This window comes from Salmonella sp. SAL00653 (assembly GCF_046552515.1).
In the GTDB taxonomy this organism is placed as follows: Bacteria; Pseudomonadota; Gammaproteobacteria; order Enterobacterales; family Enterobacteriaceae; genus Salmonella; species Salmonella enterica.
In genome coordinates, this window is the sequence record NZ_JBGDTY010000014.1 from 46,049 (window position 1) to 58,776 (window position 12,728).

The 12,728-nt window shown below is 53.1% G+C and carries 12 protein-coding genes and 1 tRNA gene; 10 read left to right on the top strand and 3 right to left on the bottom strand.

Annotated elements, in window-relative coordinates:
* Positions 1 to 3 precede the first annotated feature (3 nt).
* From rpmA to cgtA, 3 genes are all read left to right on the top strand, one after another.
* On the top strand, positions 4 to 261 hold the full coding sequence (rpmA, locus tag ACLJRU_RS16230; RefSeq protein WP_000940593.1) for a 50S ribosomal protein L27: 258 nt from the start codon (positions 4 to 6) through the stop codon (positions 259 to 261).
* A 129-nt stretch (positions 262 to 390) separates the two neighbouring features.
* A complete protein-coding gene (locus ACLJRU_RS16235) occupies positions 391 to 1,356 on the top strand; it encodes a DMT family transporter (protein ID WP_000813052.1) in 966 nt (321 codons plus the stop codon).
* A gap of 15 nt (positions 1,357 to 1,371) precedes the next feature.
* Complete coding sequence (cgtA, locus tag ACLJRU_RS16240; protein ID WP_000673556.1) at positions 1,372 to 2,544, top strand: Obg family GTPase CgtA; 1,173 nt, start codon at positions 1,372 to 1,374, stop codon at positions 2,542 to 2,544.
* Positions 2,545 to 2,674: 130 nt separating this feature from the next.
* On the opposite strand, the gene dacB is transcribed toward cgtA, so the two are convergent.
* Positions 2,675 to 4,108, bottom strand: coding sequence for a serine-type D-Ala-D-Ala carboxypeptidase (dacB, locus tag ACLJRU_RS16245; protein ID WP_001212683.1), 1,434 nt, complete (start codon positions 4,106 to 4,108; stop codon positions 2,675 to 2,677).
* 247 nt (positions 4,109 to 4,355) lie between these two features.
* Here dacB and greA point away from each other — a divergent pair, with 247 nt between their 5' ends.
* Positions 4,356 to 4,832, top strand: a complete 477-nt coding sequence (greA, locus tag ACLJRU_RS16250) for a transcription elongation factor GreA (RefSeq protein WP_001148008.1) — start codon at positions 4,356 to 4,358, stop codon at positions 4,830 to 4,832.
* A gap of 155 nt (positions 4,833 to 4,987) precedes the next feature.
* On the opposite strand, the gene yhbY is transcribed toward greA, so the two are convergent.
* On the bottom strand, positions 4,988 to 5,281 hold the full coding sequence (yhbY, locus tag ACLJRU_RS16255; protein ID WP_001592995.1) for a ribosome assembly RNA-binding protein YhbY: 294 nt from the start codon (positions 5,279 to 5,281) through the stop codon (positions 4,988 to 4,990).
* 126 nt (positions 5,282 to 5,407) lie between these two features.
* On the opposite strand from yhbY, the gene rlmE reads away from it, so the two are divergent.
* The 6 genes from rlmE to ACLJRU_RS16285 all read left to right on the top strand — a co-directional run bounded on the left by rlmE (position 5,408) and on the right by ACLJRU_RS16285 (position 11,010).
* Positions 5,408 to 6,034: a 23S rRNA (uridine(2552)-2'-O)-methyltransferase RlmE gene (gene rlmE, locus ACLJRU_RS16260; RefSeq protein WP_000145964.1), complete on the top strand. Its 627-nt coding sequence runs from the start codon at positions 5,408 to 5,410 to the stop codon at positions 6,032 to 6,034.
* Positions 6,035 to 6,137: 103 nt separating this feature from the next.
* Complete coding sequence (ftsH, locus tag ACLJRU_RS16265; protein ID WP_001107481.1) at positions 6,138 to 8,072, top strand: ATP-dependent zinc metalloprotease FtsH; 1,935 nt, start codon at positions 6,138 to 6,140, stop codon at positions 8,070 to 8,072.
* Positions 8,073 to 8,176: 104 nt separating this feature from the next.
* Positions 8,177 to 9,025, top strand: a complete 849-nt coding sequence (folP, locus tag ACLJRU_RS16270) for a dihydropteroate synthase (protein ID WP_000764711.1) — start codon at positions 8,177 to 8,179, stop codon at positions 9,023 to 9,025.
* A complete protein-coding gene (glmM, locus tag ACLJRU_RS16275; protein ID WP_000071172.1) occupies positions 9,018 to 10,355 on the top strand; it encodes a phosphoglucosamine mutase in 1,338 nt (445 codons plus the stop codon). The genes folP and glmM overlap by 8 nt, the downstream gene beginning before the upstream one ends.
* Positions 10,356 to 10,577: 222 nt before the next feature.
* The gene (secG, locus tag ACLJRU_RS16280) at positions 10,578 to 10,910 is read left to right on the top strand and encodes a preprotein translocase subunit SecG (RefSeq protein WP_000272679.1); all 333 of its coding nucleotides are present in this window, start codon (positions 10,578 to 10,580) and stop codon (positions 10,908 to 10,910) included.
* A gap of 13 nt (positions 10,911 to 10,923) precedes the next feature.
* Positions 10,924 to 11,010, top strand: a tRNA-Leu gene (locus ACLJRU_RS16285).
* Positions 11,011 to 11,206: 196 nt separating this feature from the next.
* On the opposite strand, the gene argG is transcribed toward ACLJRU_RS16285, so the two are convergent.
* Positions 11,207 to 12,550, bottom strand: coding sequence for an argininosuccinate synthase (gene argG, locus ACLJRU_RS16290; RefSeq protein ID WP_023235315.1), 1,344 nt, complete (start codon positions 12,548 to 12,550; stop codon positions 11,207 to 11,209).
* Between the last annotated feature and the right edge of the window lie 178 nt (positions 12,551 to 12,728).

A 12,728-nucleotide genomic window follows, 5' to 3' on the forward strand; every position in this document is an offset into this window, starting at 1 on the left:
TAAATGGCACATAAAAAGGCTGGCGGCTCGACTCGTAACGGTCGCGATTCTGAAGCTAAACGTCTGGGCGTAAAACGCTTTGGCGGTGAAGCAGTTCTGGCAGGCAGCATCATCGTTCGTCAACGTGGTACTAAATTCCACGCTGGTACCAACGTTGGTTGCGGTCGTGACCACACTCTGTTTGCTAAAGCAGACGGTAAAGTGAAATTCGAAGTTAAAGGCCCGAAAAACCGTAAATACATCAGCATCGTTGCTGAGTAAGTTTTTTGTGGTCCGGTAACGGATGAAAGCCCCGCACCTGTTGCGGGGCTTTTTACATTCGATGGCCGACTAAAATATACCCGTGTGGCTGTGCGAATGCCGTTAACGGGTCTTTGCAGGGAACACGGCATGAAGCAGCAGGCAGGCATTGGCATTCTTTTAGCGCTCACTACCGCGATGTGCTGGGGAGCGTTGCCAATAGCAATGAAGCAAGTGCTGGAGGTGATGGAGCCTTCAACCATTGTCTTCTACCGCTTCTTAATGGCCAGTATTGGCCTCGGGGCGATACTGGCAGTAAAAAGAAAGCTGCCGCCGCTGCGTATTTTTCGTAAGCCGCGTTGGTTGGTGTTATTGGCGATAGCGACCTGCGGACTGTTCGGTAATTTCATTTTGTTCAGTTCTTCCCTGCAATATTTAAGCCCAACCGCGTCGCAGGTTATCGGCCAGCTTTCGCCGGTTGGCATGATGGTCGCCAGCGTCTTTATTCTGAAAGAAAAGATGCGCGGTACGCAGGTGATTGGCGCGCTGATGTTATTGAGCGGGCTGGTGATGTTTTTTAACACCAGTCTGATCGAGATTTTTACCCGACTGACCGACTACACCTGGGGCGTTATTTTTGGCGTAGGCGCGGCGATGGTGTGGGTGAGCTATGGCGTGGCGCAAAAAGTATTATTGCGACGTCTGGCCTCGCAGCAGATCCTGTTTTTACTGTACACTTTATGTACGATAGCGCTCTTGCCGCTGGCAAAACCGATGGTGATAGCGCAACTGAGCGACTGGCAGCTCGCCTGTTTGATTTTCTGCGGGCTAAATACGCTGGTAGGATATGGCGCCCTGGCGGAAGCGATGGCGCGTTGGCAGGCGGCGCAGGTGAGCGCGATAATCACGCTTACACCGCTATTTACCCTGCTGTTTTCAGATCTTTTATCTATGGCCTGGCCCGATTTCTTCGCCAGACCGATGTTAAACCTTTTAGGTTATCTCGGTGCGTTTGTCGTGGTTGCGGGCGCGATGTATTCCGCCATTGGTCATCGTATTTGGGGTGGTTTACGCAAGCATGAAACGGTGGTTTCGCAACCCCGCTCAGGCGAATGATTTACGGAGAATAAAATGAAGTTTGTTGATGAAGCATCGATTCTGGTCGTTGCAGGCGATGGCGGTAATGGCTGTGTGAGCTTCCGCCGCGAAAAATATATCCCGAAAGGCGGCCCGGACGGCGGTGATGGCGGCGACGGCGGCGACGTCTGGATGGAAGCCGATGAAAACCTGAATACGCTGATCGATTACCGCTTTGAAAAATCGTTCCGCGCTGAACGTGGTCAGAATGGCGCGAGCCGCGACTGTACCGGTAAACGCGGTAAAGACGTGACCATCAAAGTGCCGGTCGGTACGCGCGTTATCGACCAGGGAACCGGTGAAACGATGGGCGACATGACCAAACACGGTCAGCGTCTGTTGGTCGCGAAGGGCGGCTGGCATGGGTTAGGCAATACCCGTTTTAAATCCTCGGTTAACCGTACGCCGCGCCAGAAAACCAATGGTACGCCGGGCGATAAGCGCGACCTGCTGCTGGAACTGATGCTGCTGGCGGATGTCGGGATGCTGGGGATGCCAAACGCCGGTAAATCAACGTTCATTCGCGCGGTATCGGCAGCAAAACCGAAAGTCGCGGACTATCCGTTTACCACGCTGGTGCCGAGCCTGGGCGTGGTACGTATGGACAGCGAAAAGAGTTTTGTGGTGGCCGACATTCCGGGGTTGATCGAAGGCGCGGCGGAAGGCGCGGGCCTGGGGATTCGCTTCCTGAAGCACCTCGAACGTTGCCGCGTACTGCTGCACCTCATTGATATCGATCCGATCGACGGTTCCGATCCGGTGGAAAACGCCCGTATCATTATTGGCGAACTGGAAAAATACAGCCAGGATCTGGCGGCTAAACCGCGCTGGTTAGTGTTCAACAAGATCGATCTGATGGATAAAACCGAAGCGGAAGAGAAAGCGAAAGCGATCGCCGAAGCGTTGGGCTGGGAAGGGAAATACTATCTGATTTCCGCTGCCAGTCAGCTGGGGGTGAAAGATCTCTGCTGGGATGTGATGACCTTTATCATCGAGAATCCGATCGCGCAGGCTGAAGAAGCAAAACAGCCGGAAAAAGTCGAGTTCATGTGGGACGATTATCATCGCCAGCAGTTGGCTGAAGTGGAAGAAGACGCAGACGATGACTGGGATGACGACTGGGATGAAGACGACGAAGAAGGCGTCGAGTTCATCTACAAACGTTAATCTCGTAGCCGGATGGCGCTAACGCTTATCCGGCCTATAAAAGCCAACGGGCCGCATTTGCGGCCCGTTTTATTATGTTCGTTGTAGGCCGGATAAGACGCGTTAGCGCCGCCATCCGGCAATAATGCACTCAGTTAGTCTGATAAATATCCTTATACAACCGACTCTCGAAGCGTACCAGCGGGATTCGGCGATTACGCTGATCGGTAGGTGGAACCGCGTAGCCGGACAAATACTGTACAAATGCCATCCGTTGCCCGCTTGCGGTGGTAATAAAGCCCGCCAGATTATACACGCCCTGCAGTGACCCGGTTTTCGCCGAAACCTTACCGTCTACGCCCGCCTGATGTAGCCCGGCGCGGTATTGTAATGAACCATCATAGCCCGCCAGCGGCAGCATAGAGATAAAGTTCAGCTCGTTATCATGTTGGGCGATATATTGCAGCACCTGCATCATCGTGGCGGGAGCGATCAGATTATGGCGAGAAAGACCGGAACCGTCGGCAATAATGGTATTGCCGATATCAATTCCCGCCTGTTGGCGCAGAATCTGGCGAACGGCATCCGATCCCGCCCGCCAGGTGCCAGGCACGTTAAACCTGACATGACCAATCATCCGAAAAACAGTATCGGCGATCATGTTGTCTGACTTTTTCAGCATAATCTTAAGCAGATCGTGCAGTGGCGCCGACTGTTTACTGGCGACGATCGTTCCGGGCTCGTTAACCTGCGTCTGGCGCAGCAGCGTGCCGCGGTAAGTTATCCCGGCCTCTTTCAGTTCCTGCTTGAGGATCGCGCCCGCGTAGCTGGCGCCGTCCTGAATAGCAAAGGCCAGCGGCAGCGGGTCGGCGCGCTGTGGTAAACAGCCGGTAAGCGTATAACGGTTCAAATCGCCAGGCACCACATCCAACTCGCAATACTGCGCGTCTGCCGAACCGCGCGGTAGAGTCCGTACCTGGCTGAACATCGTTACCGGATAATAAGAGGCCACGCGAATAAAGGCTAAATCGTTTGGTTTTTGCGCGCTATAAAGCGACACAGAAAAACAGTTGCGGTCAACAATGGCGGCGGCGGGAGGCGCGCTGAAACACTGCGTCAGGTCGTTCCACGGCCAGCCTGGCGCTTTATCGTGGCTGGCGAAAATCGACGTGTCGATAAGCACATTGCCGTCGATTTGCGTGACGCCGGACTTTTTCAGCGTCGCGACCATATTGCGAATATCCTGACGTTTTAGCGTTGGATCGCCACCGAAGCGCGCAATTACGTCACCTTTCAGGATGCCGTTATCGACGTTGCCTTTAGTCTCCAGCGTGGTCGTAAAACGGAAATCCGGGCCGAGTTGAATCAGCGCCGCCAGCGCGGTAATCACCTTTTGGGTACTGGCGGGAAGCGCCATCTGCTGACTATGATAATCAATAGCCGGCGCGGGCGCGCCAATCTTTTGCACCATCAGCGCGAGGTTGGCGCCGGCCGGAAGCTGTTTGATGTATTCGTCAATATTCGCGGCCTGAACGCTGAACGCTATACTGGTGGTCAATCCGATGATAAATCTGGAAAATCGCATAATCTCGCGCTAACACCCTGGAAACAAGCCGTCATACTACGGCGCAACGCCCTAAAAAGTAAACGATGACCCATAGGGAACTCCAGGGTAAAATGGTTATCAAAGAGGAAATTGTAGCTGACTTGGGACTGCGCGCCCGGGTTGGTGTTTTTTTGCTTCTGACCCTGGTATGGCATATGCCGGGGCTGGCTTAGCAGCCGGGGTAGAGTTCATTGCCCCCTACAGGAATGTTCAAGAGGTATAACAAATGCAAGCTATTCCGATGACCTTACGCGGAGCCGAAAAACTGCGCGAAGAGCTGGATTTTCTGAAATCTGTGCGCCGTCCTGAAATCATCGCCGCTATCGCCGAAGCGCGCGAACATGGCGATTTAAAAGAAAACGCGGAGTATCATGCTGCACGCGAACAGCAGGGTTTCTGCGAAGGGCGCATTAAAGATATCGAAGCAAAACTGTCGAATGCGCAGGTGATTGATGTCACTAAAATGCCGAACAATGGTCGCGTGATTTTCGGCGCTACCGTCACGGTGCTGAACCTGGACACCGACGAAGAGCAGACCTACCGCATTGTTGGCGATGATGAGGCGGATTTTAAGCAAAATCTCATTTCGGTAAACTCGCCAATCGCTCGCGGTCTGATCGGCAAAGAGCAGGATGACGTCGTGGTGATCAAAACGCCTGGCGGCGATGTGGAATACGAAGTGCTTAAAGTGGAATACCTTTAAGCAGTACTCAATACGCAAATTGTTGGTGTATTGTAAAGAAAGGAAAAAGGCCGCATAGCGGCCTTTTATCAACGGAGAGAGCGTGGCATTTTGCTCTCCTGCTCGTGGAAAACCCCTCGTTTTACACAGATTTTGTGTTCGACTTTAGGATATCCTTAACGCGGCAGCGAGATTTTACGCTCTTTAGTTGGGCGATACAGCACCAGCGTTTTACCGATGACCTGTACGTTACAGGCGCCGGTTTCGCGCACGATAGCGTCCACGATCAAGGTTTTTGTTTCGCGATCTTCCGAGGCGATTTTCACCTTGATAAGTTCATGGTGCTCTAACGCTTGTTCAATCTCGGCCAGTACCCCTTCGGTCAAACCATTATTGCCAAGCATAACAACAGGCTTGAGCGGATGTGCCAGACCTTTTAGGTGCTGTTTTTGTTTAGTACTCAGATTCATCGTATATTTTTGCTTACGTTGGGATTGAAAACGGGTCATTCTACCGCCATCTCCCTTATATCGCCAAATAGGCGTGTAGAAATTTACGCCATTGGCTACGATGAACTGCCCCGACGGGAAAGTTAAATGACAGGTAAAAAGCGTTCTGCCAGCTCAAGCCGCTGGCTTCATGAACACTTTAGCGATAAATATGTTCAACAGGCGCAGAAAAAGGGGCTACGCTCCCGTGCCTGGTTTAAACTTGATGAAATACAGCAAAGTGACAAACTTTTTAAGCCGGGAATGACGGTAGTCGATCTCGGCGCTGCGCCAGGAGGCTGGTCACAGTATGTAGTCACGCAGATTGGCGGCAAAGGCCGCATCATCGCTTGTGATCTTTTACCTATGGATCCTATCGTTGGTGTGGACTTTCTTCAGGGCGATTTTCGTGATGAACTTGTCATGAAAGCGTTACTGGAACGCGTGGGTGACAGTAAAGTACAAGTTGTCATGTCGGATATGGCACCAAACATGAGCGGAACACCGGCGGTGGATATCCCCCGCGCCATGTATCTGGTGGAGCTGGCGTTAGAGATGTGCCGCGATGTGCTGGCGCCAGGCGGAAGTTTTGTAGTGAAGGTGTTCCAGGGCGAAGGTTTCGATGAGTATCTAAGGGAAATTCGCTCCCTGTTTACGAAGGTTAAAGTTCGTAAGCCGGACTCTTCGCGTGCGCGTTCGCGTGAAGTGTACATTGTAGCGACCGGGCGAAAGTGATAACCGGCAGATTTCAGACGTAAGGTTTGAAAGAAACTGGATATAGAGTATCCTGACGCTGTTTTTAACACAGTTGTAATAAGAGGTTAATCCCTTGAGTGACATGGCGAAAAACCTAATACTCTGGCTGGTCATTGCCGTTGTGCTGATGTCAGTATTCCAGAGCTTTGGGCCCAGCGAGTCTAATGGCCGTAAGGTGGATTACTCTACCTTCCTGCAAGAGGTCAATCAGGACCAGGTTCGCGAAGCGCGTATCAACGGACGTGAGATCAACGTTACCAAGAAAGATAGTAACCGTTACACGACTTACATTCCGATTAATGATCCGAAGCTGCTTGATAACCTGCTGACTAAAAACGTCAAGGTTGTTGGCGAACCACCTGAAGAGCCAAGCCTGCTGGCTTCTATCTTCATTTCCTGGTTCCCGATGCTGTTGCTAATCGGCGTCTGGATCTTCTTCATGCGTCAGATGCAGGGCGGCGGTGGCAAAGGCGCCATGTCGTTCGGTAAGAGCAAGGCGCGTATGCTGACGGAAGATCAGATCAAAACCACGTTTGCTGACGTCGCGGGTTGTGACGAAGCGAAAGAAGAAGTGGCGGAACTGGTCGAATACCTGCGTGAACCGAGCCGTTTCCAGAAGCTGGGCGGTAAAATCCCGAAAGGCGTGCTGATGGTTGGCCCTCCGGGTACCGGTAAAACCCTGCTGGCAAAAGCCATTGCGGGTGAAGCGAAGGTGCCATTCTTTACGATTTCCGGTTCTGACTTTGTGGAAATGTTCGTCGGTGTCGGCGCATCTCGTGTGCGTGACATGTTCGAACAGGCCAAGAAAGCGGCGCCGTGCATTATCTTCATCGATGAAATCGACGCCGTAGGTCGCCAGCGTGGCGCTGGTCTGGGCGGTGGTCACGATGAACGTGAGCAGACGTTGAACCAGATGCTGGTTGAGATGGACGGCTTCGAAGGTAACGAAGGTATCATCGTTATCGCGGCAACCAACCGTCCGGACGTCCTTGACCCGGCGTTGCTGCGTCCAGGCCGTTTTGACCGTCAGGTTGTGGTCGGTCTGCCGGATGTTCGCGGTCGTGAGCAGATTCTGAAGGTGCATATGCGTCGCGTACCGTTAGCGACGGACATTGATGCGGCGATCATTGCGCGCGGTACGCCGGGCTTCTCCGGTGCTGACCTGGCGAACCTGGTTAACGAAGCGGCGCTGTTTGCGGCTCGTGGTAACAAGCGCGTTGTGTCGATGGTTGAGTTCGAGAAAGCGAAAGACAAAATCATGATGGGCGCCGAACGTCGCTCTATGGTGATGACGGAAGCGCAGAAAGAGTCGACCGCGTACCACGAAGCGGGCCACGCGATTATCGGTCGCCTGGTGCCGGAACACGATCCGGTGCACAAAGTGACGATTATCCCGCGTGGTCGTGCGCTGGGCGTGACCTTCTTCCTACCTGAAGGCGACGCGATCAGCGCCAGCCGTCAGAAGCTGGAAAGCCAAATCAGCACGCTGTACGGCGGCCGTCTGGCGGAAGAGATTATCTACGGCGTTGAGCATGTTTCTACCGGCGCGTCGAACGACATTAAAGTCGCGACTAACCTGGCGCGTAACATGGTCACCCAGTGGGGCTTCTCGGAGAAACTTGGTCCGTTGCTGTATGCGGAAGAAGAGGGCGAAGTATTCCTCGGCCGTAGCGTCGCAAAAGCGAAACATATGTCTGATGAAACTGCGCGTATCATCGACCAGGAAGTGAAAGCGCTGATTGAACGTAACTACAATCGCGCTCGTCAGATCCTGACTGACAATATGGATATTCTGCACGCGATGAAAGATGCGCTGATGAAATATGAAACTATCGATGCGCCGCAGATTGATGACCTGATGGCGCGTCGTGAAGTGCGTCCGCCTGCGGGCTGGGAAGATCCAAACGGCACCAATAACTCTGACAGCAATGGTACGCCTCAGGCGCCGCGTCCGGTTGATGAACCACGCACGCCGAACCCGGGCAACACGATGTCAGAGCAGCTGGGCGACAAATAAGCGTTTGTTGTACAACATTATGTTTAGCGCTCACCGAAACCCTGGGGCTTGCCCCGAGGTTTTTCTTTTTTTAACTCACCATAAATAAAACAGGGATTTTGACCATGAAACTCTTCGCTCAGGGCGCCACGCTCGATCTCACTCATCCGCATGTTATGGGGATCCTGAACGTAACGCCGGATTCTTTCTCCGACGGCGGCGCGCATAACACGCTGATTGAGGCAGTGAAACATGCGAATTTAATGGTGAATGCCGGGGCGACAATTATTGATGTGGGGGGGGAATCAACGCGACCAGGCGCGGCGGAAGTGAGCGTGGAAGAAGAGCTGGATCGCGTTATTCCGGTACTGGAAGCAATCGCGCAACGTTTTGAAGTGTGGATTTCTGTGGATACCTCTAAACCCGAGGTGATCCGTGAAGCGGCAAGGGCGGGCGCGCATATTATCAATGATGTCCGTTCGCTCTCCGAGCCCGGCGCGTTGGAAGCGGCAGCGGAAACCGGCTTGCCGGTCAGTCTTATGCACATGCAGGGCAACCCCAAAACCATGCAGGAGGCGCCGAAATATGACGATGTCTTTGCCGAGGTGAATCGCTACTTTATTGAGCAAATAGCACGTTGTGAGAAGGCCGGCATCGCAAAAGAGAAATTGTTGCTCGACCCCGGATTCGGTTTCGGTAAAAATCTCTCTCACAATTATACCTTACTGGCGCGACTGGGTGAGTTTCATCATTTTAACCTGCCGCTGCTGGTGGGCATGTCACGTAAAACGATGGTTGGTCAGTTACTTAACGTGGGACCATCAGACCGTCTGAACGGCAGCCTTGCGTGCGCGGTAATTGCCGCGATGCAGGGCGCGCAGATCATTCGCGTCCATGACGTCAAAGAAACCGTAGAGGCGATGCGGGTGGTAGAAGCCACTCTGTCTGCAAAGGGAAACAAACGCTATGAGTAATCGTAAATATTTCGGTACCGATGGGATTCGCGGACGTGTAGGCAATGCCCCCATTACACCTGATTTCGTGCTTAAACTGGGTTGGGCTGCCGGAAAAGTGCTGGCGCGTCATGGCTCGCGTAAAATCATTATCGGTAAAGATACGCGTATTTCCGGCTATATGCTGGAGTCCGCGCTGGAGGCGGGCCTTGCCGCTGCGGGGCTGTCGGCCTCGTTTACCGGACCTATGCCAACGCCAGCCGTCGCCTATCTGACGCGGACTTTCCGCGCGGAGGCGGGTATCGTTATCTCGGCTTCGCATAACCCGTTCTATGATAACGGCATTAAATTCTTCTCTATCGACGGTACGAAACTGCCTGACGATGTGGAAGAAGCCATCGAAGCCGAAATGGAAAAAGAGATCACCTGCGTAGACTCCGCCGAGCTGGGGAAAGCGAGCCGCATCGTCGATGCCGCCGGACGCTATATTGAGTTCTGTAAAGGCACCTTCCCGAACGAACTGAGCCTCAATGGCCTGAAAGTGGTTGTGGATTGCGCCAACGGCGCTACCTACCATATCGCACCGAATGTGCTGCGCGAGCTGGGCGCGACCGTTATCGCCATCGGCTGTGAGCCAAACGGCGTCAACATTAACGAAGAAGTGGGCGCGACCGACGTGCGCGCGTTGCAGGCGCGCGTGTTGGCGGAGAAGGCGGACCTCGGCATCGCGCTTGACGGCGACGGCGACCGGGTCATCATGGTTGACCATGAAGGCAATAAAGTCGATGGCGATCAGATTATGTATATCATCGCGCGCGAAGGGCTGCGCCAGGGGCAACTGCGCGGCGGCGCGGTGGGGACGCTGATGAGCAATATGGGGCTGGAGCTGGCGCTCAAGCAGCTTGGCATTCCGTTTTCCCGGGCGAAAGTGGGCGACCGCTACGTGCTGGAAAAATTGCAGGAAAAAGGCTGGCGCATCGGCGCGGAAAACTCTGGTCACGTTATTCTGTTGGATAAAACGACCACTGGCGACGGTATTGTAGCGGGGCTACAAGTTCTGGCGGCGATGGTGCGTAATCATATGAGTCTGCACGATCTGTGCAGCGGTATGAAAATGTTCCCGCAGATTCTGGTTAACGTGCGTTACACCGCCGGTAGCGGCGATCCGCTGGAAAATGAAGCGGTGAAAGCGGTAACGGCGGACGTAGAAGCCACGCTCGGCAATCGTGGGCGGGTACTGCTACGTAAATCCGGTACCGAACCGTTGATTCGCGTGATGGTGGAAGGCGAGGATGAAGCGCAGGTTACGGCATTCGCCCATCGTATCGCGGATGCGGTAAAAGCCGTTTAAGCGTTTAAGTGACTAAAAAGGCGGCGGTTGCCGCCTTACGGCCCGCAAAAAACAACGCTTTTGCTGTTTTTTTCCGCAGTTGATACAATGCGCTTAAATTGCCCTTGCGAAGGTCATTCGCTTTGGTTAGTATTCACACCCGCTTCAGTGGGAAACAGTAAAAATCCCGCTTTATTGGTAGAAGCATTGGTACGCGGCAACTCCGCAAGGAACAGGTTGATTATGTACGAAGCTCTTTTAGTTGTTTTCCTTATTGTGGCAATTGGCCTTGTAGGTCTGATCATGCTGCAGCAAGGTAAAGGCGCTGATATGGGAGCCTCCTTCGGAGCAGGCGCTTCCGCTACGCTATTTGGTTCAAGTGGTTCTGGTAACTTCATGACCCGAATGACGGCGGTATTGGCGACGCTGTTCTTCATCATCAGTCTGGTGTTGGGTAATATCAATAGCAATAAAACCAATAAAGGAAGCGAGTGGGAAAATCTGAGCGCGCCGGCGAAGACCGAGCAGACTCAACCTGCTGCACCGGCTCAGCCGGCCAGCGATATCCCGCGCTAATAGCAGTATCCGTGCCGAGGTGGTGGAATTGGTAGACACGCTACCTTGAGGTGGTAGTGCCCAATAGGGCTTACGGGTTCAAGTCCCGTCCTCGGTACCAATATTCCAGAAAAGAGACGCTGAAAAGCGTCTTTTTTTCGTCTGTTATTTGTGGTTGTCTGTAGGTCGGATAAGGCGTTTACGCCGCCATCCGACATTATTACAACCCATGATGGCGCTACGTTTATCAGGCCTACAGACACCTTATATTCCGCGCATAAAAAAGGCCGCTTTCGCGGCCTTAAAATGATAAATGTTTACTTCGCTTTGTTTTCCAGATTCTCAACCTGCGGCAGACCGGTCGCGGAAGAGGCGGTTAACAGACCCGCTTTCGCGTAGCCGAACAGTTTCTCGCGGGTATCGGTAATGTCCAGATTACGCATGGTCAACTGACCGATACGATCGTCCGGTGAGAATACGGACTCGCCTTTCTCCATGGTCAGACGCTCAGCCTTATAGGTCAGGTTGTCGGACACGGTGTTCAGGATGGAGTAGTCGTTGCCGCGACGCAGCTCCAACGTCACTTCACCGGTAATCTGGCTGGCGACCCAACGTTGCAGGCCGTCACGCAGCATCAGCGCCTGCGAGTCGAACCAGCGGCCCTGATACAGCAGTTTACCCAGCCGACGACCATGAGAATGATACTGTTCAATGGTGTCTTCGTTGTGAATACCGGTCAACAGACGCTCGTAAGCGATGTGCAGCAGCGCCATTCCGGGGGCTTCATAAATACCGCGGCTTTTTGCTTCAATGATTCGGTTTTCAATTTGGTCGCTCATGCCCAGGCCGTGACGGCCGCCGATGCGGTTTGCTTCCAGCATCATCTCAACATCATCGCTGAAGGTTTTACCGTTCAGGGCAACAGGGTGACCCTGTTCGAAGCGGACGGTCACCTCTTCTGCCGGGATCTTCACGCTCTCGTCCCAGAACTTCACGCCCATAATCGGGTTGACGATCTTGACGCTGGAGTTAAGAAACTCCAGATCTTTCGCTTCATGCGTGGCGCCGAGCATGTTGGAGTCGGTGGAGTAGGCTTTTTCAACGGACATTTTATAGTCGAAACCGCAGGCAATCATAAATTCAGACATCTCATGGCGACCACCCAGCTCATCGATAAAGTCGGTATCCAGCCACGGTTTGTAAATCTGTAATTCAGCATTCGTCAGCAGGCCGTAACGATAGAAACGTTCAATATCGTTGCCTTTATAGGTACTGCCGTCGCCCCAGATATTCACGCCGTCTTCTTTCATCGCGGCGACCAGCATCGTGCCGGTTACGGCACGGCCCAGAGGCGTGGTATTGAAATAGGTCAGTCCGCCAGTCGTATTATGGAAAGCGCCGCACTGAATCGCTGCGATCCCTTCTGCAACCAACTGCTTGCGGCAATCAATCAGGCGAGCATTCTCTGCGCCATACTCCATTGCGCGACGAGGAATGGCGTCATAGTCATCCTCATCCGGTTGTCCCAGATTCGCAGTATAAGCATATGGGACAGCTCCTTTTTGTCGCATCCACAGCAGCGCGGCGCTGGTGTCCAGACCGCCGGAAAAAGCGATACCAATACGTTGACCTGCTGGAAGATGCTTAAGAATCGTCGTCATAGAATAGAACCCTGCTTGATTGACTGATAATGAGATCGGTTTCTGCTTTAGTGCATTTTTATGCAAAATAAATGAGTTTTCATTTAATCATCTTTTAGCAGAGACAGGAAGCGTTTAGTGAAGGTTTACTGAAATAACGTTGTGAAATGCATGTATAAGCCGGAGAGGTGGGATGAGT

Coding starts and splice junctions, on each gene's coding strand:
- rpmA (WP_000940593.1), top strand. CDS start 4: ATGGCACATAAAAAGGCTGGCGGCTCGACTCGTAACGGTCGCGATTCT.
- ACLJRU_RS16235 (WP_000813052.1), top strand. CDS start 391: ATGAAGCAGCAGGCAGGCATTGGCATTCTTTTAGCGCTCACTACCGCG.
- cgtA (WP_000673556.1), top strand. CDS start 1,372: ATGAAGTTTGTTGATGAAGCATCGATTCTGGTCGTTGCAGGCGATGGC.
- dacB (WP_001212683.1), bottom strand. CDS start 4,108: ATGCGATTTTCCAGATTTATCATCGGATTGACCACCAGTATAGCGTTC.
- greA (WP_001148008.1), top strand. CDS start 4,356: ATGCAAGCTATTCCGATGACCTTACGCGGAGCCGAAAAACTGCGCGAA.
- yhbY (WP_001592995.1), bottom strand. CDS start 5,281: ATGAATCTGAGTACTAAACAAAAACAGCACCTAAAAGGTCTGGCACAT.
- rlmE (WP_000145964.1), top strand. CDS start 5,408: ATGACAGGTAAAAAGCGTTCTGCCAGCTCAAGCCGCTGGCTTCATGAA.
- ftsH (WP_001107481.1), top strand. CDS start 6,138: ATGGCGAAAAACCTAATACTCTGGCTGGTCATTGCCGTTGTGCTGATG.
- folP (WP_000764711.1), top strand. CDS start 8,177: ATGAAACTCTTCGCTCAGGGCGCCACGCTCGATCTCACTCATCCGCAT.
- glmM (WP_000071172.1), top strand. CDS start 9,018: ATGAGTAATCGTAAATATTTCGGTACCGATGGGATTCGCGGACGTGTA.
- secG (WP_000272679.1), top strand. CDS start 10,578: ATGTACGAAGCTCTTTTAGTTGTTTTCCTTATTGTGGCAATTGGCCTT.
- argG (WP_023235315.1), bottom strand. CDS start 12,550: ATGACGACGATTCTTAAGCATCTTCCAGCAGGTCAACGTATTGGTATC.